The sequence below is a fragment of the Nocardia sp. FDAARGOS_372 genome, assembly GCF_002554515.1.
In the GTDB taxonomy this organism is placed as follows: domain Bacteria; phylum Actinomycetota; class Actinomycetes; order Mycobacteriales; family Mycobacteriaceae; genus Nocardia; species Nocardia farcinica.
Genome location: NZ_PDDW01000001.1, coordinates 3,624,616 through 3,643,703 on the forward strand (window position 1 = coordinate 3,624,616; position 19,088 = coordinate 3,643,703).

The 19,088-nt window shown below is 71.2% G+C and carries 17 protein-coding genes; 11 read left to right on the forward strand and 6 right to left on the reverse strand.

Annotation, left to right across the window (positions count from 1 at the left end; translation table 11 throughout):
- Nucleotides 1-85: 85 nt before the first annotated feature.
- Nucleotides 86-649: a dihydrofolate reductase family protein gene (locus tag CRM89_RS17320; RefSeq protein WP_060594486.1), complete on the reverse strand. Its 564-nt coding sequence runs from the start codon at nt 647-649 to the stop codon at nt 86-88.
- A gap of 30 nt (nt 650-679) precedes the next feature.
- The gene (locus CRM89_RS17325; RefSeq protein ID WP_041560401.1) at nt 680-1,150 is read right to left on the reverse strand and encodes a helix-turn-helix domain-containing protein; all 471 of its coding nucleotides are present in this window, start codon (nt 1,148-1,150) and stop codon (nt 680-682) included.
- A gap of 51 nt (nt 1,151-1,201) precedes the next feature.
- Here CRM89_RS17325 and CRM89_RS17330 point away from each other — a divergent pair, with 51 nt between their 5' ends.
- Nucleotides 1,202-2,446 (forward strand): MFS transporter, encoded by a 1,245-nt coding sequence (locus CRM89_RS17330; protein WP_228787921.1) that lies wholly within the window; start codon nt 1,202-1,204, stop codon nt 2,444-2,446.
- Here CRM89_RS17330 and ychF read toward each other — a convergent pair.
- Nucleotides 2,398-3,477 carry a redox-regulated ATPase YchF gene (gene ychF / locus CRM89_RS17335; RefSeq protein WP_098085055.1) on the reverse strand — a complete coding sequence of 360 codons (1,080 nt, stop codon included), beginning with the start codon at nt 3,475-3,477 and terminating at the stop codon, nt 2,398-2,400. The genes CRM89_RS17330 and ychF overlap by 49 nt on opposite strands.
- Before the next feature lie 85 nt (nt 3,478-3,562).
- Between ychF and CRM89_RS17340 the strand changes: the two genes are divergently transcribed.
- The 6 genes from CRM89_RS17340 to CRM89_RS17365 all read left to right on the forward strand — a co-directional run bounded on the left by CRM89_RS17340 (nt 3,563) and on the right by CRM89_RS17365 (nt 9,505).
- The gene (locus CRM89_RS17340; RefSeq protein WP_098085057.1) at nt 3,563-4,399 is read left to right on the forward strand and encodes a helix-turn-helix domain-containing protein; all 837 of its coding nucleotides are present in this window, start codon (nt 3,563-3,565) and stop codon (nt 4,397-4,399) included.
- 10 nt (nt 4,400-4,409) lie between these two features.
- Nucleotides 4,410-4,838, forward strand: coding sequence for a VOC family protein (locus CRM89_RS17345; protein WP_060594473.1), 429 nt, complete (start codon nt 4,410-4,412; stop codon nt 4,836-4,838).
- 129 nt (nt 4,839-4,967) lie between these two features.
- On the forward strand, nt 4,968-7,244 hold the full coding sequence (locus CRM89_RS17350; protein ID WP_098085060.1) for a carbon starvation CstA family protein: 2,277 nt from the start codon (nt 4,968-4,970) through the stop codon (nt 7,242-7,244).
- Nucleotides 7,244-7,444 (forward strand): YbdD/YjiX family protein, encoded by a 201-nt coding sequence (locus CRM89_RS17355; protein WP_041560402.1) that lies wholly within the window; start codon nt 7,244-7,246, stop codon nt 7,442-7,444. The genes CRM89_RS17350 and CRM89_RS17355 overlap by 1 nt, the downstream gene beginning before the upstream one ends.
- A 71-nt stretch (nt 7,445-7,515) precedes the next feature.
- The gene (locus tag CRM89_RS17360; protein ID WP_098085063.1) at nt 7,516-8,958 is read left to right on the forward strand and encodes an AlkA N-terminal domain-containing protein; all 1,443 of its coding nucleotides are present in this window, start codon (nt 7,516-7,518) and stop codon (nt 8,956-8,958) included.
- 31 nt (nt 8,959-8,989) lie between these two features.
- Entirely contained in the window at nt 8,990-9,505 is a 516-nt protein-coding gene (locus CRM89_RS17365) for a methylated-DNA--[protein]-cysteine S-methyltransferase (protein WP_098085065.1), read from the forward strand.
- A gap of 19 nt (nt 9,506-9,524) precedes the next feature.
- On the opposite strand, the gene CRM89_RS17370 is transcribed toward CRM89_RS17365, so the two are convergent.
- Complete coding sequence (locus tag CRM89_RS17370) at nt 9,525-12,707, reverse strand: AAA family ATPase (RefSeq protein WP_098085068.1); 3,183 nt, start codon at nt 12,705-12,707, stop codon at nt 9,525-9,527.
- A gap of 28 nt (nt 12,708-12,735) precedes the next feature.
- A complete protein-coding gene (locus CRM89_RS17375; protein ID WP_011211329.1) occupies nt 12,736-13,920 on the reverse strand; it encodes an exonuclease SbcCD subunit D in 1,185 nt (394 codons plus the stop codon).
- An 868-nt stretch (nt 13,921-14,788) separates the two neighbouring features.
- On the opposite strand from CRM89_RS17375, the gene CRM89_RS17380 reads away from it, so the two are divergent.
- Complete coding sequence (locus CRM89_RS17380; protein WP_098085071.1) at nt 14,789-15,646, forward strand: DUF6542 domain-containing protein; 858 nt, start codon at nt 14,789-14,791, stop codon at nt 15,644-15,646.
- A 54-nt stretch (nt 15,647-15,700) separates the two neighbouring features.
- Here the strand turns inward: CRM89_RS17380 and CRM89_RS17385 are convergent, their stop codons facing one another.
- Entirely contained in the window at nt 15,701-16,711 is a 1,011-nt protein-coding gene (locus tag CRM89_RS17385; protein WP_011211331.1) for a 4-hydroxy-3-methylbut-2-enyl diphosphate reductase, read from the reverse strand.
- 88 nt (nt 16,712-16,799) lie between these two features.
- On the opposite strand from CRM89_RS17385, the gene CRM89_RS17390 reads away from it, so the two are divergent.
- The 3 genes from CRM89_RS17390 to CRM89_RS17400 all read left to right on the forward strand — a co-directional run bounded on the left by CRM89_RS17390 (nt 16,800) and on the right by CRM89_RS17400 (nt 19,085).
- A complete protein-coding gene (locus CRM89_RS17390; RefSeq protein ID WP_098085074.1) occupies nt 16,800-17,498 on the forward strand; it encodes a lipid droplet-associated protein in 699 nt (232 codons plus the stop codon).
- 70 nt (nt 17,499-17,568) lie between these two features.
- Complete coding sequence (gene xseA, locus CRM89_RS17395) at nt 17,569-18,846, forward strand: exodeoxyribonuclease VII large subunit (protein WP_086844246.1); 1,278 nt, start codon at nt 17,569-17,571, stop codon at nt 18,844-18,846.
- A 2-nt stretch (nt 18,847-18,848) separates the two neighbouring features.
- Nucleotides 18,849-19,085: an exodeoxyribonuclease VII small subunit gene (locus CRM89_RS17400; protein WP_172964538.1), complete on the forward strand. Its 237-nt coding sequence runs from the start codon at nt 18,849-18,851 to the stop codon at nt 19,083-19,085.
- The last annotated feature ends 3 nt before the right edge of the window (nt 19,086-19,088 follow it).

A 19,088-nucleotide genomic window follows, 5' to 3' on the forward strand; every position in this document is an offset into this window, starting at 1 on the left:
TGATGTTAGTAACGTTGGTGTTAGTAACGTTGGTGTTAGTAAGTCGGCTGACGGCCTTGCGCGGGCCGACACCGGGAGGGTCGAGTCAGCGAGCCCGATACCGCAGATACGCCATGCCGTTGTCGAAAATCCGGTGCTCGACGAGCGTCACGTCGAGATGAACGCCGTCGGGCAGGGCACGCACACCGCCGCCGACCAGTTTCGGCACCACGAAGAACCGGAACTCCTCGACCAGCCCCGCCCGAATGGCCTCGGCGGCGGTCGTCGGCCCGAAGATCTCGACCACCCCCGGCGCGGCGTCGACGATCCGTCGCAGCTCATCCAGGCTCAGGTGGGGCACGAGGCGATCGCGATCGGAACCGAGTTCTCCGCGGGTCAACGTCGTCGACACGGCGACCTTCTCGATCCCCCGCCACCGCCGGGCGAACTCCCGCTCGGCCGCCGGCCGGTCCTCGTCGTCGGGATAGGTCTCCCAGTACTGCATCAGCCCGTAGGTCTTGCGGCCCAGCACCTCGGTCGACACCTCGCCCATCCGATCGACATGGACCGCGAAGACCTCATCGCTCGGACCCGACCAGTTGAAGTCACCGGTCGCGTCGTTGACATAGCCGTCGAGGGAGATGGTTGCGACAAAGATCAGAGTTCCCATGGGACTACTGACGCCCGCCGGCCGGAGAACTCATCGGTGCCGGATCGCCGCGTCGGGAACCTTGCGCACCCGGGCCGTCACCGCGGTGACCGGCTGTCCTTCCCGGTTTTCGATACGCAGCGGCGCGACGGGGCTGCCGTCCCGATCCACCAGGACCGAGCGCGGTTCGTTCGCCACGAAGGCGTGGCGCTCACCCCACTGCCGTAACGCCACGATGGCGGCGAAGAGGTCTTGACCTGCTTCGGTGAGGGCGTAGGTGTGCCGCTTGCCGCCGGGCGGCGTGCTGGTGGTGAGGATGCCGTTGTCGACCAATCGGCGCAGTCGATCCGACAGGATGTTCCGGGCGATCCCGAGCCGCTGCTGGAACTCGGTGAAGGTTCCCGCGCCGTCCATGGCGTCGCGCACGATCAGCAGGCTCCACCGATCACCCACGAGATCGATGGTGCGCGCCACGGGGCAGGTGGGATCGGTCCACTCCCGCGCAGTAGGCACCACGGCCATCAGCCCTCCATTGGTTGCAATTCGAAACCATTATGCCCTACCGTCGAATGGTTGCATTTTGCCACCGATTCGAAGGGCACGGTGACCGAAGTGGCGGGAACGCAGCGATTCGTCTTGGCGTTGGTCTGCGCCGTCGCGGTGTCGACGGTCTACGCGGTGCAGCCGGTGCTGGCGGCGGTCGGAGCCGACTTGGCGGTCGCGCACGAGACGCTGGGTGTGCTGGCCGCCGCCGGTCAGGTCGGCTACTTCATCGGCCTCGTCCTGCTCACTCCGCTCGGCGACGTGATGAATCGGCGTCGGCTCATCAGCACGCATCTGGTACTGACCGGCGGGGGCGCCGCGGTCGTCGCCGCCGCCCCGAACAGTGTCGTGGCCGTGGCCGGATTGGCGATCGCGGGGCTGTTCGCGGTCGTTGTCCAGGTGACCGTCGCCTATGCCGCGGCCGTGTCCGCACCGAGCGAGCGAGGGCGCACCATCGGCGCCATCACCTCCGGTGTGGTGCTCGGCATCCTGGGCGTTCGCGTCCTGGCAGGCGTGCTGGGCGACACGGTCGGCTGGCGCGTCGGCTACGCCCTGCTCGCCCTGTCGTGCGCGGTCCTCGCCTACACCGTCCACGCCACACTCGACCCGGATCACAGAACGCCCGGCCGGCGATACCGGCAGGTGGTCGGCTCGATGGTGCGACTCGCGAGCACCGACCGGCTGTTCCTGAGCCGAGGGCTGATCGCCTTCTTCCTGTTCGCATCCTTCGGCACCCTGTGGAGCGGGCTCGCCCTCCCGCTCGGCGCGGAGCCGTGGAACCTCGGCACCACGCAGATCGGCATGTTCGGCTTGGCCGGTTTGGCCGGAGCGCTCGGCGCGGCCCGCGCCGGCCGATGGGCAGACTCAGGTCACGCGCAGGCGAGCACCGGGTGCGCACTCGCACTGCTCACCGCGTCCTGGGCGCTCACCGCCCGGATCGAAGGAACGCTGTGGCTGCTCGTCCTCGGCGTCATCCTGCTCGACTTCGCCGTCCAAACAGTCCATGTCAGCAGCCAACATTTGCTGACCACCGCCCATCCCGACCGCGCCACCGCCGTCATCGGGGCGTACATGGCGTTCTACTCCCTCGGATCCGCCCTGGGCGCGATCACCACGACCTGGGCATACAGCGCGTGGGGCTGGGCGGCGTCGTGCTGGCTCGGCGCGGGCTATGCGGCGTCGGGGCTGCTCCTGTGGGCAATCGCCCGATTCACCGCACCATCGGACTACACGTTGAAGCGGAACTCCACGACGTCGCCGTCGGCCATGACGTAGTCCTTACCTTCCATCCGCACCTTGCCCGCGGCCTTGGCGGCCGCCATCGACCCCGCCTCGACCAGGTCGTCGAACGCCACGATCTCGGCCTTGATGAAGCCGCGCTCGAAGTCGGTGTGGATGACGCCTGCGGCCTTCGGGGCGGTGTCGCCCTGGTGGATGGTCCACGCCCGCGCTTCCTTGGGCCCGGCGGTCAGGTAGGTCTGCAGGCCGAGGGTGTGGAAGCCGGCACGGGCGAGGGCGTGCAGGCCCGGTTCGGTCTGGCCGATGGATTCGAGCAGTTCGGCGGCGGATTCGTCGTCGAGTTCGAGGAGCTCGGCTTCCACCTTGGCGTCGAGGAACACCGCGTCGGCGGGGGCCACGGAGGCCTTCAGCGACTCCTTGCGTGCCTCGTCGGTGAGCACGGACTCGTCGGCGTTGAAGACGTACAGGAACGGCTTGATGGTCAGCAGCGACAGTTCCTTGAGCAGGTCGGTGTCGACCTCGTTCCGGGCGGCGAACAGGGTCTTTCCGCTGTTGAGGATCTCCTGGGCGGCCTTGGCGGCGTCGGCGACGGGCTTGCGGTCCTTCTTGACCTTGGCTTCCTTGTCGAGACGGACGACGGCCTTCTCCAGGGTCTGCAGGTCGGCGAGGATGAGCTCGGTTTCGATGACCTCGATGTCGGCGGCGGGGTCGACGCGGCCGTCGACGTGCACCACGTCGTCGTCGGCGAACACGCGCACCACCTGGCAGATGGCGTCGGCTTCGCGGATGTTGGCGAGGAACTTGTTGCCCAGGCCCGCGCCCTCGGAGGCGCCCTTGACGATGCCGGCGATGTCGACGAACGACACGGCGGCGGGCACGATGCGCTCGGAGCCGAAGATCTCGGCCAGCTTCTCCAGCCTCGGGTCCGGCAGCGGGACCACGCCGACGTTGGGTTCGATGGTCGCGAACGGGTAGTTCGCGGCCAGCACGTCGTTCTTGGTCAGCGCGTTGAACAGCGTCGACTTTCCGACGTTGGGCAGGCCGACGATTCCGAGGGTGAGACTCACAGGTCGGAAAGTCTACGCGCCGGGCCGCGGGCGCCGAGCGGCGCCGTCGCTCGTGCCGGTCGGTGGGCGGGCGTAGCGTGAACGCATGGAGCCGACCACCGAGGTGGTGACCGCGCGGCCCGCCCCCGCGCTGGCGGGATTCATCGATCACTACACCGGCTACCGGATGACCGGGTACCCGCCCGGCCTGCACCGGGGGCTGCCGTCGCGGCACCTCACCTTCATCGTCGCCATCGGCCCGACCATCGACGTGATCGAGCAGACCGACCGCACCCAGAGCCCGGGCGACTACCGCTGCGTGCTCAGCGGACTCCAGGCGAGCGCGGCGGCGATCGCGCACAACGGGCACCAAGAGGGTGTCGGGATCGAGTTGACCCCGCTGGGGTGCCGGGTGCTGTTCGGGCTGCCCGCGGGAGCGCTGTGGAACACGACGCTGGAATGCGCGGAGATCGCGGGACCGGCCGCGGACGAGTTGTGGGAGCGGTTGCAGGGGCCCGCGTCGTGGCGGGAGCGGTTCGCGGTGTGCGACGAGGTGCTGACCAGGCTCGCCTGCCCGGACCGGCTGGTGGTGCCGGAGCTGGCGTGGGCCTGGCGGGCGGTGGTCGACAGCGGCGGCGCGGTGCACGTGGGCGCGTTGGCCGAGCGGATCGGGTGGAGCCGCCAGCATCTCACCCGGCGGTTCGCCACGGAGTTCGGCCTCGGCCCGAAGCTGGCCGCGCGCATCACCCGCTTCGAGCGAGCCAGGCGGATGCTGGAGCGCACGCCGTCGTTCGTGACGATCGCCCAGGTCGCGGCGGCCTGCGGCTACTACGACCAGGCACACCTGAACCGTGATTTCGCCGAACTGGCCGGGTGCAGCCCGACCACGTGGCTGGCGCAGGAGGTTCCATCCGTCCAAGACGAGAACACCGCGCGCGGATGACCCTGGAGTCATGACCGATTCGACGACCACTCCGGCAGCAACCCGCACCCGCACCGCCGTCTGGCCGTGCCTGACCTTCCGCGATGCCAACGCCATGAGCGCGTTCCTGGTGAACGCCTTCGGCTTCGAGCAGACCGCCGCCTACACCCGCGCCGACGACCCCTCGATCGTCGAGCACGGCGAACTGCGCTGGCCGCTCGGCGGCGGCGTCATGTACGGCTCGGCGGGCAAGGACGACTCCGTCTTCGGACAGCGCACACCGGGCAACGACTCGATCTACCTCGTCTGCGACGACCCCGACGGGCTGTTCGCCCGCGCCACCGCCGCCGGCGCCGAGGTGGTGCTCGGGCTCCGCGACGAGGACTACGGATCGCGCGGCTTCACCGTGCGCGACCCGGAGGGCAACATCTGGAGTTTCGGCACCTACTGGGGCGACTGAGCGCCGGGGCCGGGGCACCACCCGGCCCCGCACAACGCTGCGGCGACGATGCCCCCAAACCGCTCAGCGCGCCCGGACCATCCGATACGTTGTCATCTGTTTCATGTCCTGCGTCACCAGGAGTAGCAGATGGCGACAATCGAATATCTGCGGACCGACCCCGACCTGCCCCCGGTGGGTGTGGTCGACCGATCCCCCATGACCCCGGCCAAGAAGGCCGTCCTCGCCGGGATCGCGATACTCGGCGCCGTCGCCTGGTCGATCCTCGCCCTCGCGCGCGGCGAGAACGTCAACGCGGTGTGGATCGTCATCGCGGCGGTGTGTACGTATGTGATCGCCTACCGCCTCTACGCGCGGTTCATCGAATGGAAGATCACCAAGCCGCGCGACGACCTCGCCACCCCGGCCGAAATCCTGGAGAACGGCAAGGATTTCATGCCGATGGACCGCCGCGTCCTCTACGGCCACCACTTCGCGGCCATCGCGGGCGCGGGCCCGCTGGTCGGTCCGGTGCTGGCGGCGCAGATGGGGTATCTGCCCGGCACCATCTGGATCGTGGTCGGCGTCTGCCTGGCCGGTGCGGTGCAGGACTACCTGGTGCTGTGGGCTTCGACGAAACGGCGCGGGCGCAGCCTCGGGCAGATGGCGCGCGACGAGCTCGGCGTGGTCGGCGGTGTCGCGGCCATCGCCGCGATCATCGTGATCATGATGATCCTGCTGGCGGTGCTGGCGCTGGTCGTCGTGAACGCGCTCGGCGAGAGCCCGTGGGGTGTGTTCTCCATCGCCATGACCATCCCCATCGCCCTGTTCATGGGCATCTACCTGCGGTTCCTGCGGCCGGGCAAGGTGGGCGAGGTGTCGGTGATCGGCATCGCGCTGCTGCTGCTGGCCATCGTCGCCGGTGGCTGGGTGTCGGAAACCGACTGGGGCACCGACTGGTTCACGCTCTCGCGCACCACCATCGCCTGGCTGCTGATCGGCTACGGCTTCCTCGCCTCGGTGCTGCCGGTGTGGCTGCTGCTGGCGCCGCGCGACTACCTGTCGACGTTCATGAAGATCGGCACCATCGGCCTGCTGGCCATCGGCATCCTGGTCACCATGCCGGTGCTGAAGGCGCCCGCGATCTCCGAATTCGCCACCAGCGGTACCGGTCCCGCCTTCGCGGGCAGCCTGTTCCCGTTCCTGTTCATCACCATCGCCTGCGGCGCGCTCTCGGGCTTCCACGCGCTGATCTCCTCCGGCACCACTCCCAAACTGCTGGAGAAGGAATCGCACGCGAAGATGATCGGCTACGGCGGCATGCTGATGGAGTCGTTCGTCGCGGTGATGGCCATCATCACCGCCACCATCATCGACCAGCACCTCTACTTCGGCATGAACGCGCCGCTCGGGCTCACCGGCGGCACCCCCGAGAAGGCGGCCCAATACACCAACTCGCTCGGCCTGTCCGGTCCGCCCGCCACCGCGGAGACCTTCGCGGGAGCGGCCGCCGACGTCGGTGAGAACTCCATCATCTCCCGCACCGGCGGCGCGCCGACCCTGGCCGTCGGCATCTCCGAGGTGTTCCACCGCTTCCTCGGCGGGGAGAGCATGAAGTCGTTCTGGTACCACTTCGCGATCATGTTCGAGGCGCTGTTCATCCTCACCACCATCGACGCGGGCACCCGCGTCGCGCGGTTCATGGTCTCGGACGCGTTGGGCAACTTCGGTGGTCCGCTGCGCAAGTTCAAGGACCCGTCGTGGCGGGTGGGCGCCTGGGTCTGCTCGGTGGTCGTGGTCGCCGCGTGGGGCTCGATCCTGCTGATGGGCGTGAACGATCCGCTGGGCGGCATCAACGCCCTCTACCCGCTGTTCGGCATCGCCAACCAGCTGCTGGCCGCGGTGGCGTTGACCGTCGTGCTGACCATCATCGTGAAGAAGGGCCTGGTGAAATGGGCCTGGATTCCCGGCATCCCGCTGGTGTGGGATCTGCTGGTGACGATGACGGCCTCCTGGCAGAAGATCTTCTCCGCCGACCCGAAGGTCGGCTACTGGAAGCAGCACAGCCTGTGCCAGCAGGCGCAGGAGGCGGGCACACTCTGCCTGACGGCCAAGACGCCGCAGGAGGTGGACGTGGTGGTGCGCAACACCTTCATCCAGGGCACGCTCTCGATCGTGTTCGCGGTGCTGGTGCTGGTGGTGGCCGTCGTCGGCACCATCGTGTGCCTGCGGGCCTGGCGGGCCGGGGAGAGTCCGACCACCGAGTCGCCGGAGGAACCGTCGAAGATCTTCGCGCCCAGCGGCTTCATCGCCACCCCCGCCGAGCGGGAGGTGCAGAAGGAGTGGGACGCGCTGATCGCGGCGGGCAAGGTGCGCGCGCCCGGCGCGGCGCACCAGGCACCCGACAAGGCGGAATCGAGGGCGTGATGGGCGCGGGGCAGCGGCTGCGCGACGGGGTGCGCGCGGTGCTCTGGTGGTGTGATTCGGTGGTCGGCGGGCAGGACTACCAGCGCTACGTCGCGCACCTGCGCCGCAGGCACCCGGATCTGCCGGTCCCCAGCGAACGGGAGTACTGGCGCACCCGGCACGCCGAGGCCGAGCGCAATCCGGCCAGCCGCTGCTGCTGAGCGCGTAGGCGTCGAGCGCGGGGGTCGTCGCGTCCGATTTCCGCTAGCACCGCCGTCGGGCAGGTGCGATCGTGGACTGCGTGACGATCACCGCGCTGGATTTCGAACGCTGCTATCGAGCGGTCTCCACCAGGGACTCCCGCTTCGACGGCCAGTTCTTCACGGCGGTGCGCACCACGGGGATCTACTGTCGGCCGTCCTGCCCGGCGATCACCCCCAAGCGCGCCAACGTGACGTTCCTGCCGACCGCCGCGGCCGCGCAGCAGGCGGGCTACCGCGCCTGCCGCCGCTGCCTGCCCGATGCCGCGCCGGGCTCCCCGCTGTGGAACACCCGCGCCGACCTGGCCGCGCGGGCGATGCGGCTGATCGGCGACGGCGTGATCGAACGCGGCGGCGTGCCCGCGCTGGCGGCGGCACTGGGCTACTCCCAGCGGCAGCTGACCCGGGTGCTGACCACCGAACTCGGCGCGGGCCCGCTGGCGTTGGCGCGCGCCCACCGCGCCCACACCGCGCGGCTGCTGATCCAGACCACCGACATGCCGATGTCGGATGTCGCGTTCGCGGCCGGATTCGCCAGCATCCGCCAGTTCAACGACACGGTGCGCGAGGTGTTCGCCGTCAGCCCGACGGTGATGCGCGCCGAGGCCAAGCGGTCCCGGCGCAGCGCACCGGCCACCAACGGCACGCTGACGCTGCGGCTGCCGTTCCGGGAACCGCTGGACCGCGCCTGGCTGGAGTGGTTCCTGAGCGCGCACGCGGCACCCGGCATGGAGTCGTGGGCGGACGGCACCTACACCCGCGCCCTGCGGACACCGCACGGGCACGCGATCGTGCGGCTGGGGTTCGGCGACGACCATGTGCGGGCCCAACTCGCGCTGCACGACATGCGCGATCTGGCGCCGACGGTGGCGCGGGTGCGGCACCTGCTCGACCTCGATGCCGACCCGATGGGGATCGACGAAGTGCTGGGGGTCGCGCCGGGCATCCGGGTGCCCGGCTGCCTGGAACCGGCGGAGTTGTTGCTGCGCACCATGATCGGGCAGCAGATCTCGGTGGGTGCGGCGGCCACGCACACCGCGCGGCTGGTGGCGGCGCTGGGCGAGCCCGTGGACGGGGCCGCGCTGCGACTGTTCCCCACCGCCGCCACCCTCGCCGAACACGGCGCCGACGTGCTCACCGGACCCGCCCGCCGGGTGCGGTCGATCGTGCGGGCCGCCGACGCCGTCGCCTCCGGTGAACTGGCGTTGCATCAGGGCCGCACGGCCACCGACCTGCGAGCCGACCTGTTGGCGCTCGACGGCGTCGGCCCCTGGACCGCCGACTACGTCACCATGCGGTTGCTCGCCGACCCCGACATCCTGCTCAGCACCGACCTGGTCGTCCGGCAGGGCGCCGACCTGCTCGGCCTCGACCTCACCGACACCGCCCGCTGGGCGCCGTGGCGGTCCTACCTGTCCATGCACCTGTGGAAGACCGCGCTGGCAGCCCGCGTTCCCGGCCGCCGCGCGGGCTGACCCGAACTCCCGACGAAAGCGAGCCTCTCCCATGTCCATCACCACAGCCGACTACGCCATCACCGACACCCCCATCGGTCCGTTCACCGCACTCGCCGATCGCGACGGCGCCGTCCTGGCCGCGGGCTGGACCGCCGACCCGGCGGAGCTGCGCCTGCTCGTGCATCCGGCGCTGCGCCCCGCCGAGCTGCGCGAACGCGACGACCTCGGCGCGATCACCCGCGCGGTGCTGGCCTACCACCGCGGCGACACCGCCGCGATCGACCCGGTGCCCGTCCGCCAGCGCTCCGGGGAATTCCTCACCCACGCCTGGGACGTCCTGCGCAAGATCCCCGCCGGCGACCCGGTGACCTACACCGAGTTCGCCGCCCTCGCCGGACGCCCCGCCGCCACCCGCGCCGCCGCCAACGCCTGCGCCCGCAACGCCGCCGCCCTGTTCGTCCCGTGCCACCGGGTCCTGCGGATCGGCGGTGCGCTGGGCGGCTTCCGGTGGGGACTGCCCGCCAAGCGGTGGCTGCTCGACCACGAGGCCCGCGGCCGACGGTGAGAACGTTCCCGGCGCGGCGTCAGGCGACCGTCGTCTCCAGCCGCGAACCGTCACGTCCGCGGATGACGTGCAAGCGGCTGGGGATGCGCTGGCGCATCTCGTCCACGTGGCTGACGATGCCGACCACCCGGCCGCCCGCCCGCAGTTCGTCGAGGACGCCCATGACGGCGTCCAGAGTGTCGGCGTCGAGGCTGCCGAAACCCTCGTCGATGAACAGGGTGTCCAGCACGACGCCGCCGGATTCGGCGGCGACGGTGTCGGCCAGGCCGAGGGCCAGCGCCAGGGAGGCCATGAAGGTCTCGCCGCCGGACAGGGTCTTGGCCGGGCGGACCGCGCCGGTGTAGTCGTCCCGAATGTCCAGGCCCAACCCGCCGCGGCGGCCACGCGGGCCCGCCTTGTCGGAATGCACGAATTCGTAACGCCCGCCCGACATCCTGCGCAACCGCACCGAGCCGGCGAGCGCGACCTCCTCGAGCCGGGCCGCCAGCACATAGGAGCGCAGCGACATGCGGCGGTTGTTCTCGCCGCGCCCGGCGACCACGTCGGCGAGGCGGTCGAGTTCGTCGTAGGCGCGTTGCAGCGGGGCGAGGCGGTCGACCTCGGTCCACAGCTGGGTGCCGAGTTCCTCGAGCAGTTGCACCCGCCTGCCCGCCTCCGCCTTGGCCGCCACCGCGGCGTTCGAGCGCTGCTGCGCGTGGGCCAGCGCCTGCTCGACCGCGACCAGGTCGCCCGGTTCGGCCGCGGCGGCGGCCTGGATCTCCGGCTCGGCCAAGACCGCTTCGGCGGCGGCGCGGGCGCGGTCGGCGGCGGTCAGTTCGGCCTCGATCTCGTCCTGCCGCGGCCGGGGCCGGGCGGCCGCGTTCACCACGCGGGCGAACGCGGTGAGCCGGGCGACCTCGTCCTCGGGCACCTCATCCGGCACGAACCCCGCCGCGGCGGCGAGGTTTTCGACGCGCTTGGCGACCACGGTGACGTGCTGGCGGGCCGTGGCGACGGCGGCGCGGGCCCGGAGCAACACGGTCGCGGTGTCGATGAGCGCTTCCAGGCGCGTGCGCCGTCGCTCGACATCGGTGTCCGCGCCCGCGGCCCGGCGCAGGCTTTCCGTCGCCCGGGCCAGGCGATCCTCGGTGGCGGCGATCCGGGCGGCCACGGCGCTGCGCCGGGCCTCGGCCGCGCGCAGGTCGTCGTGGCTGCGGGCCTCCTCGCCACGCAACCGGTCCAGCTCCGCCTGGGCGGCCTCGCGCTGCGCCGCCGTGTCGGCCGCATCCTCGTAGCGGGCAGTGGCCGAGCGCAGCGCGGCGGCCAGCTCGACGCGGTCGGTGTCGCCGCCCCGGGCGATGAGCGCTTCGATCTCGCGCTCCAATCCCGCGATGCGGGTGCCGATCTCGTCGCGGCGCTGCTCGGCCGCCCGTTCGGCGGCGACGGCGGCGTCCTCGGCCTCTTTCGACACCGCGCGGTCGGCGGGTTCGGCCGGGGCGGGATGCTCGTGCGACCCACACACCGCGCAGGGCTGCCCGTCGACCAGCGCGCCCGCCAGCTCGGCGGCCATCCCCGCCAGTCGCCGCTCCCGCACCTCGAGCACCTGCTCGCGCGCGTCGTTGTGCGCGGCGCGGGCCGTCTCGAATTCCACGCGGGTCGCGTCCAGCGCGGTGCGGCGCTTGGCCAGCTCCACCGCGGCGGTCGCGGCGGATTGCAGACGTTCGCACTCGGCGGCCAGTGCGGGCAGCGCGGCGGCCGCGTCACCCGCTTCCCGCAACCGGCGGTCCGCGGCGGTGATCGACTCCGGCAGGGCCGCCCGGCGCTCGATCAGTTCCGCGGTCCGACGTGCCAGGTCGCCGTCCTCGGCCCGCAGGTTCGCCAGCTCGGCCGTCGATTCGGCGGCGATCGTCGCGTCGGCGCGGACGGCGTCCAGTGCGCCGATCAGGGTGCTCCACCGGCGCACCGCGGCGTCGAGGTCGGCGTCGTCGCGCAGGTGGGGGTCGGTGGTCTCCGAGCCCGCCGCCGCACGCCCCGCCGCGGCGACCTCCGGCTCCTGAGAGCCGAGATCCGAAGCCATGCCGATGGTTTCGGCGACGGGCGCGCCTTCGCGTGATGAATCCCGCGCAACCGAACCGTCATCCGAGACCAGCAGGTCGGCGCGGAGGTCGGCGGCCTCGGGGACGGCGAGCGCGGTGGCGAGCGCTCGGGCGGCCGTGCGGGCTTCGTTCTCGCGGTGGCGCGATTCCATGACGGCGGCGCGGGCTTCGTCGATGGCTTCGGTGACCGGCTGGGCGCGGCGGGCGGCCTCGAGTTCGGCTCGGCGGGCGCCACGCTGATCGGCGGTGGCGTGGTAGCGGGTGAGCTGGTCGTGGGCGGCGGCCATCCGGCGGCGCAGGTCGTCGAGGGTGCGCAGTTCCTCGGCTTCCTTGCGCAGATGGGCGCATTCCTGTTCGCGCGCTGCGGCGTCGGCGGTGGCGGCGGCCAGCTCGTCCCGGGCGGTGGCGAGCAGTTCCTGGGACCAGTCCACGCACTCGAGCACCCCGACCGATTCGGTGACGCTCAACCCCGCCGCGCCGCGGATCTGGGCGATCAGCCGCTCGATGCCCTGCTTGCGCTGTTCGAGATCGGCGGCCGACGCGCGGCGCCGCTCGGCCAGCCACTGTTCGGCCACACCGAAACGGCGGGTATCGAACAGCTTTTCCAGCAGCTTCTCGCGGTCTTCGTTCTCCGCGCGCAGGAACCGCGCGAAATCGCCCTGCGGCAGCAGCACCACCTGGAAGAACTGGTCGGCGCTCATGCCGAGCAGCCGCACGATCTCCTCACCGATATCGGGGATGCGGGACAGGTTCTCCCCGCGCCCGTCCAGCCACTCCAACGTCGCCTTCGGCTGCTCGGTGCGCATGCCGCTGCCGCGCAGCTTGGGCCGCTCGAACTCCGGCGAGCGGGTCAGCCGCAGCCGCCGGCCACCCAACGTCGCCTCCAGCACCACCCGCGGCGGCGTCTGCGCGGGCGCGTGGTCGGAATGCAGTCGTTTGCTCTCCCCGCGCGCGCCGGGCACCCGCCCGTACAGCGCGAACGCGATGGCGTCGAGCACGGTGGTCTTGCCCGCGCCGGTCTGGCCGTGCAACAGGAACAGCCCGTCGGCGCCGAGCGCGTCGAAATCGACCACCGTCGGCCGCGCGAACGGGCCGAACGCCGTCATCTCCAGCCGATGCAGCCTCATCCGGCCACCTCACCCACCCCCGACTCCCTCACGCCGACAATTCCTCGGCCGCATCCGATCCGGCGAGCACCGCGGCACCCTCCGGCTCGGTGACGCCCGCGGCCAACGCCCGCTCCAGCCACCGCAATTCCGCCGTCGACGGCTCACCCCGCACATCGGTGAGAAAACTGCGCGCGACCTCCGCGTCATCGCGCCCGCGCACCCGCTCCCGATAATGCAGCACCGAATCGGCGTCCGGCCGAACCCATTCCACGTGGACCGCGTGCGGGAACCGGTTCCGCAGCCGGCGCATCGCGTCGATCGGGCGCGCCGTATCGGTCAACGTCGCCGACACGTAGTGCGCCACCGCGTCCTCGTGCGCCGGATCGGACAGCAACTCCTCGAGCGTGCCGGTCAACCGGCTCAAACCCCGCACCACCGGCAGATCCCGACGCCGCACCTCGGCCACCCCCGACTCGTCCAGATCAATGATCCACACCGCCTTGCGGTGCGACGCCTCCCCGAACGAATACGGCAGCGGCGAACCCGAATACCGCACCGACGCCGACAACGTCTGCGGCGAATGCAGATGCCCGAGCGCCACGTAGTCGACACCGTCGAACGCCGACAACGGCACCGTCTCCACGCCGCCCACCGAAATCGAGCGCTCCGACCCCGTCGCCGCCCCACCGACCACGAACGCGTGCGCGAGTACCACCGACCGCACTCCCGGTCTGCCCGCCAGATCCGCCCGCACCCGATCCATCACCACATCCAGCACCTCGGCGTGCGAGCGAGCCCGCGGCACACCCAACTCCCCGCGCACCACCTCCGGCTCCAGATACGGAATGCCGTAGAAGGCCACCTCACCCGCATCGTCACGCAACACGATCGGCCGGTCCGCCTCCGCCAACCGCGTCCGCAGATACAACCCGCCCGCCGCCGCGAAACTCGCCCCCGCCCCGAGCCGAGCAGGCGAATCGTGATTGCCCGACGTCGCCACGATCACCGCACCCGCGGCCCTGATCGCCTCCAAACCCCTGGTGCACACCGCGATCGCGTCCGCACTGGGAATCGAGCGGTCGTAGACGTCACCCGGCACCACCACCACGTCCACCGACTCCTCGGCCACCAGCTCCGCGATCGCCGCCAGCGAGCGCGCCTGATCGACGAGCAGATCGACGCCGTGAAACGTCCGGCCCACATGCCAATCCGAGGTGTGCAGCAGCCGCATGGTTCGACACCGTAAGCCCTCCCACCGACAGGGTTCGATTTGCCCTCCTTCGTCGGGCGGGTCGCGGCTGTGTCTTCTTGCCGCTCCTTCGTCGCGGCGGGTCGCGGCCCCCTGGTGTCTCGCGTGGGGGAGCCCGCGGCTTGCTCCTTCGTCGCTTGCGCCGCGGGCTCCCCCACGCGAGACGGGCCGCGACCTTTGTGTGTTGTCTCTCGCTTCGCTCGAAACGGAGGTATTCCGTTTAGGTGGGAGGTGGGTGGGGGCGAGTGCAACCAGGCCCCATCGGCGCTGGATGACCCGGACGGCCCAGAGGCCGGGCGGTGCGACGGCTGGGCGGGGCGGAGGCCGGGCGGCCCCACAGGCTGGACGGGGGCGGAGGCGGGACAACCCGAACGCTGGACGGCCCACAGACTCGCCGGAGGCCCGGGCCGGACGACCCGAACGCTGGACAGCCCACAGACCCGCCGAAGGCCCAGACCGGACAACCCGAACGCTGGACAGCGCACAGACTCGCCAGGGGCCCAGGCCGGACAACCCGAACGCGGACGGTGGCGGAGGCCGGGTGATCCGGAGGCCGGACGGCGTGGAGGGTGTACGGGGCCGAGTCGGGCGTGGTGGGCTCGGTGCGCTGTGAGCTTGCTTTCGGGGGTTGTGGAAGTGCGGTGCCGGGCTCGAGTCAGCGGCGACGGGCGACGCCGGCGCAGCCCGGCAAGGGCGTGCTGGCCGTGCCCCACCGGCGTGAGGGCAGGACACCATCGCGGTTCGAGCGAAGCGAGAGGCGGCACATAATGGTCGCCGCGACGAAGGAGCGGCAAAACAAGCCCAGCGCGGCAGATCGACGGCACAAAAGCAACACAGTTAGGGTCTTTGTGTGGCTGCTTCCCAACGTGTGCGATCCCGGGTGCCCGCGCTGCAGCGCTCGATCCTGCCGACGGTGCCGGGTGTGCCGGCATGGTCGGCTGTCCTGATCGCGATCGGCTGCACGCTCCTGGGCTTCCTGCTCGACGCGCGCGGCGACGCCGTCGACCTGACTTCCACGTTCGCGGTGCTCTATGTCGTCGGCTGCGTGGCGGCGGTGCTTGCGGTGCGGATGCGGGGGTTGTTCACCACTTTGGTGTTGCCGCCGTTGCTGTTGTTCGTCGCGGTGCCGCTGGCGTATCAGCAGCTCAGCGGGGGTGGGTCGACCGGACTGAAGGACATCCTGCTCAATCTGGCGATTCCGCTGGTGAACCGCTTCCCGACGATGATGCTGGCCACCGTGCTGGTGCTGTTGATCGGTGGCTACCGGATCGTGAGCTATCGCAGGGAGACCGGTGCCGGCCATCGCGACGAGGTGAAGCGGGCGACCAGTTGGGGACGCACGCCGGCCCCGAAGAAGAAGCCTGCCCGGAAGGCGCCCGAGCCGGTGTCGGCGCGGAAGAAGGTCAGGCGACCGCGTCCCGAGGTCGATGAGCCCGAGACGGACAAGTACGAGGCGCCCCTACTGGGCAGGCGCCCGCCGCGCGATGTCGCGGACGTGCCGCCGCGGGTCAACGGCAGGCCGCCGCGGGAGGGCAGGCCGCCGGTGCGGGGTGCGGCGCGGCCGGCGGCGGCGATGTCGCGCGCCGAGGCGGAGGCCGCTCCGCGGCCGCGGGCGCGCGGCGCGGTGCCGCCGCATCCCCAGCCGAATGTCCGGTACCGCGATCGCGAGCCGGGACGCCCGCAGCGGCGTAAGCCGGAGAGCCTGTGACGACGACGGCCGCCCCGCGGGATGCGGGGCGGCCGTTCGAGCGGATGGGCAGGGTCAGCGGCGCGTGGTGCGCAGTTCCCGCGGCAGGGCGAAGACCAGGGTCTCGTTGGCGGTGGTGACCGGCTGCACGTCGGCGTATCCGTGCTCGGCCAGCATGTCCAGCACGCCGCGCACCAGGATCTCCGGCACCGAGGCGCCCGAGGTGATGCCGATGGTGCGCACGCCCTCCAGCCAGGCCGGATCGACCTCGCGGGCGTAGTCGACCAGGTGGGCGGCCTTGGCGCCGGCGTTGAGCGCGACCTCGACCAGGCGCACCGAGTTCGAGGAGTTGCGCGAGCCGACCACGATCACGAGATCGCATTCGGGGGCCATCGCCTTCACCGCGACCTGGCGGTTCTGGGTGGCGTAGCAGATGTCGTCGCTGGGCGGGTCCTGGAGCGAGGGGAAGCGCTCGCGCAGCCGCTGCACGGTCTCCATCGTCTCGTCGACGCTCAGGGTGGTCTGGGACAGCCAGATCACCTTGTTCTCGTCGCGCACCCGCACGCGGTCCACCGCGTCGGGTCCGTCGACGAGCTGCACGTGCTCGGGCGCCTCACCGGCGGTGCCTTCGACCTCCTCGTGGCCTTCGTGGCCGATCAGCAGGATGTCGTAGTCGTCGCGGGCGAAGCGCTTGGCCTCCTGGTGCACCTTGGTGACCAGCGGACAGGTCGCGTCGATGGTGTGCAGGTTGCGGGCGGCGGCGGCCTCGTGCACCGCGGGTGAGACGCCGTGCGCGGAGAACACGACGACCGCGCCCTCGGGCACCTCGGCGGTGTCGTCGACGAAGACGACGCCGCGCTCGCGCAGGGTCTCCACCACGTGCCGGTTGTGCACGATCTCCTTGCGCACGTAGATCGGCGCGCCGTGCTTCTCCAGCGCCTTCTCCACGGTCTCGACGGCGCGGTCGACGCCCGCGCAGTAGCCGCGTGGCTCGGCGAGCAGCACGCGCTTGGCGGTGTCGGCGTCGACTGTCGCGGTGCCCGCGGAGCGGGCGATTCCGACGTTCAAGGGGATGGCCGAAGACATGCCCACAGCTTACGTGTGCATCCGGTGCCGGGTCGTCCGGCGGCGGTGCGGTCTTTGCAGATCACAGCCCATCGGGCAGGCTAGGAGCATGTTTCGACCACCGTTCCTGGCCCGGGTGGCCGCCGGCGCCGCCGTCTATGCCCTGGAAGAAACCCGTCGGCTACCGACCGCCGCGATGAACTTCCCGATCACCGCGATCAGCCAGATCCTGCAGACCAGCATGCACGTCCAGCAGTTCGTGACCAGCCTCGCTCTCAAGGGTGACGCGGTCTTCGACCGACTGTCCCATACCACGCAGGAACAGCCGGAATGGGCGACCTTCGACGAGGACCTCACCGATCAGCAAACCGGCGGCAATGAGTTCGCCGCCTGGGCCAGCCGTTTCGACCTCTACACCGCCGACGAGCCCGCCAGCGGTAACGGCCATCACAACGGCAGCGATTCCACCGCGCAGCGGGCCGGGTCCGACGAGCAGCCCGCGACCGCCGTCGATACCGCGGACGCGCCGTCGGAATCCGAAGAACCCCAGCTCAGCGTTGTCCCCGAGGCCGAAGTTGTCGAGGCCGAAGCGCCCGAGCCCGAGGCGGCCGAGCCCGAGGTGGACGAGCCCGAGGTCGCCAAGCGGTACGACTACGCGACCATGACGCTGGCGCAGCTGCGGGCCCGCCTGCGCATGCTGACGGTGGAAGATCTGCAGGCTCTGCTCGACTACGAGCAGCGGACCCAGGCCAGGGCGGCGTTCGTGACGATGCTCACCAACCGGATCGCCACCGTCCAGGCCCAGTGACACCCGGCCGGGCGCGCCGTGGACCGGCCGTGCGGCGTATCGGTCGGTCCCGGCGCGTATACCTGTGCGCATGACACAGGACGGTTCGGCGCCCGCCAACTCCGCCGAGCACCCGTGGCCGGTGCGCTCGGTGTCGGTCAAGGTGATGCAGTGGATCGATCGCCTGGGCAGCATCTGGGTGGAGGGCCAGATCACCCAGATCAACCTGCGCCCCGGCGCCCGCACCGCGTTCCTGGTGCTGCGCGATCCGTCCGCCGACATGTCGTTGCAGGTCACCTGTGATCCCGAACTCATCCGCCGCAGCCCGGTGCCGTTGCAGGAGGGCAGCCGCGTCGTCGTCTACGGCAAGCTGGTGTTCTTCCCGGCCCGCGGCAGCATCTCGCTGCGGGTGCTGGAGATCCGGCCGGTGGGCGTCGGGGAGCTACTGGCCCGGATCGAGCGGCTGAAGGCACTGCTGGCCGCCGAGGGCTTGTTCGACGAGCGGCTCAAACGGCCGATCCCGTTCCTGCCGAAGGTGGTCGGGCTGATCACCGGCCGCGGCGGCGCAGCCGAGCACGATGTGCTCACCGTCGCGAGGAACCGGTGGCCCGCGGTGCGTTTCGAGGTGCGCAACACCGCGGTGCAGGGGCCGACCGCGGTGCCGCAGATCCTGTCCGCGCTGGCCGAACTCGACCGGCATCCCGAGGTCGAGGTGATCGTGCTCGCCCGCGGCGGCGGCAGCGTGGAGGACCTGCTGCCCTTCTCCGACGAGGCGCTGTGCCGGGCCATCGTCGCCGCGACCACCCCCATCGTCAGCGCGATCGGCCACGAACCGGACAACCCGCTGTCGGACTACGTCGCCGACCTGCGCGCGGCCACCCCCACCGACGCGGCGAAGCGCGTGGTGCCCGACGCCGCCGCCGAACTCGCCCTCGTGCGCGAGCTGCGCGCCCGCTCGGCGGCGGCCCTGCGCGGCTGGGTGGACCGGGAGGCCAGGGCGCTGGCGCAACTGCGCTCGCGCCCGGTGCTGGCCGACCCGCTGCGCGAGATCGACCGGCGCGCCACCGAGATCGAACGGCTGCGCGCCGACGCCAGGCGCTGCGTGCGGCATCTGATCCGCACCGAATCCACCGCGACCGCGCACCTGCGGGAAAAGCTCACGGCGGTGGGTCCGGCCGCCACCCTGGCCCGCGGTTACGCTGTGGTGCAACGGGTCACCGGCCCGGAGCGGCACGTGGTGCGCAGCATCGCCGACTCGCCCGCGGGCAGCCAGCTGCGCATCCGCGTCGCCGACGGCGCGGTCTCCGCGGCCGCGCTCGGCACCACCGCCGCGGGCACCCGCACCGCCGACGACACAGGAGGGAACTGACCTTGGCCGACTCGGACAAGGACGAGCTGGCCGAGATCGCCGGCTTCGGCTACGAACGCGCCCGCGACGAACTGGTCAACGTCGTGAAGATGCTCGAACAGGGCGGCATGGATCTGGACGAGTCGCTGGCGCTGTGGGAGCGCGGCGAGGCGCTGGCCAACCGGTGTGAGGAGCATCTGGCCGGGGCGCGTAAACGGGTCGAGGACGCGCTCGCCCGATCCGAATCCGACGAGTCCTGAATC

Excerpts from the sequence above, each read along its gene's own strand:
- CRM89_RS17325 (WP_041560401.1), bottom strand. The coding sequence starts at position 1,150 with ATGGCCGTGGTGCCTACTGCGCGGGAGTGGACCGATCCCACCTGCCCC.
- CRM89_RS17365 (WP_098085065.1), top strand. The coding sequence starts at position 8,990 with ATGTCCATCACCACAGCCGACTACGCCATCACCGACACCCCCATCGGT.
- CRM89_RS17355 (WP_041560402.1), top strand. The coding sequence starts at position 7,244 with ATGGGCGCGGGGCAGCGGCTGCGCGACGGGGTGCGCGCGGTGCTCTGG.
- CRM89_RS17385 (WP_011211331.1), bottom strand. The coding sequence starts at position 16,711 with ATGTCTTCGGCCATCCCCTTGAACGTCGGAATCGCCCGCTCCGCGGGC.
- CRM89_RS17320 (WP_060594486.1), bottom strand. The coding sequence starts at position 649 with ATGGGAACTCTGATCTTTGTCGCAACCATCTCCCTCGACGGCTATGTC.
- CRM89_RS17390 (WP_098085074.1), top strand. The coding sequence starts at position 16,800 with ATGTTTCGACCACCGTTCCTGGCCCGGGTGGCCGCCGGCGCCGCCGTC.
- CRM89_RS17375 (WP_011211329.1), bottom strand. The coding sequence starts at position 13,920 with ATGCGGCTGCTGCACACCTCGGATTGGCATGTGGGCCGGACGTTTCAC.
- xseA (WP_086844246.1), top strand. The coding sequence starts at position 17,569 with ATGACACAGGACGGTTCGGCGCCCGCCAACTCCGCCGAGCACCCGTGG.
- CRM89_RS17340 (WP_098085057.1), top strand. The coding sequence starts at position 3,563 with ATGGAGCCGACCACCGAGGTGGTGACCGCGCGGCCCGCCCCCGCGCTG.
- CRM89_RS17345 (WP_060594473.1), top strand. The coding sequence starts at position 4,410 with ATGACCGATTCGACGACCACTCCGGCAGCAACCCGCACCCGCACCGCC.
- CRM89_RS17370 (WP_098085068.1), bottom strand. The coding sequence starts at position 12,707 with ATGAGGCTGCATCGGCTGGAGATGACGGCGTTCGGCCCGTTCGCGCGG.
- CRM89_RS17350 (WP_098085060.1), top strand. The coding sequence starts at position 4,968 with ATGGCGACAATCGAATATCTGCGGACCGACCCCGACCTGCCCCCGGTG.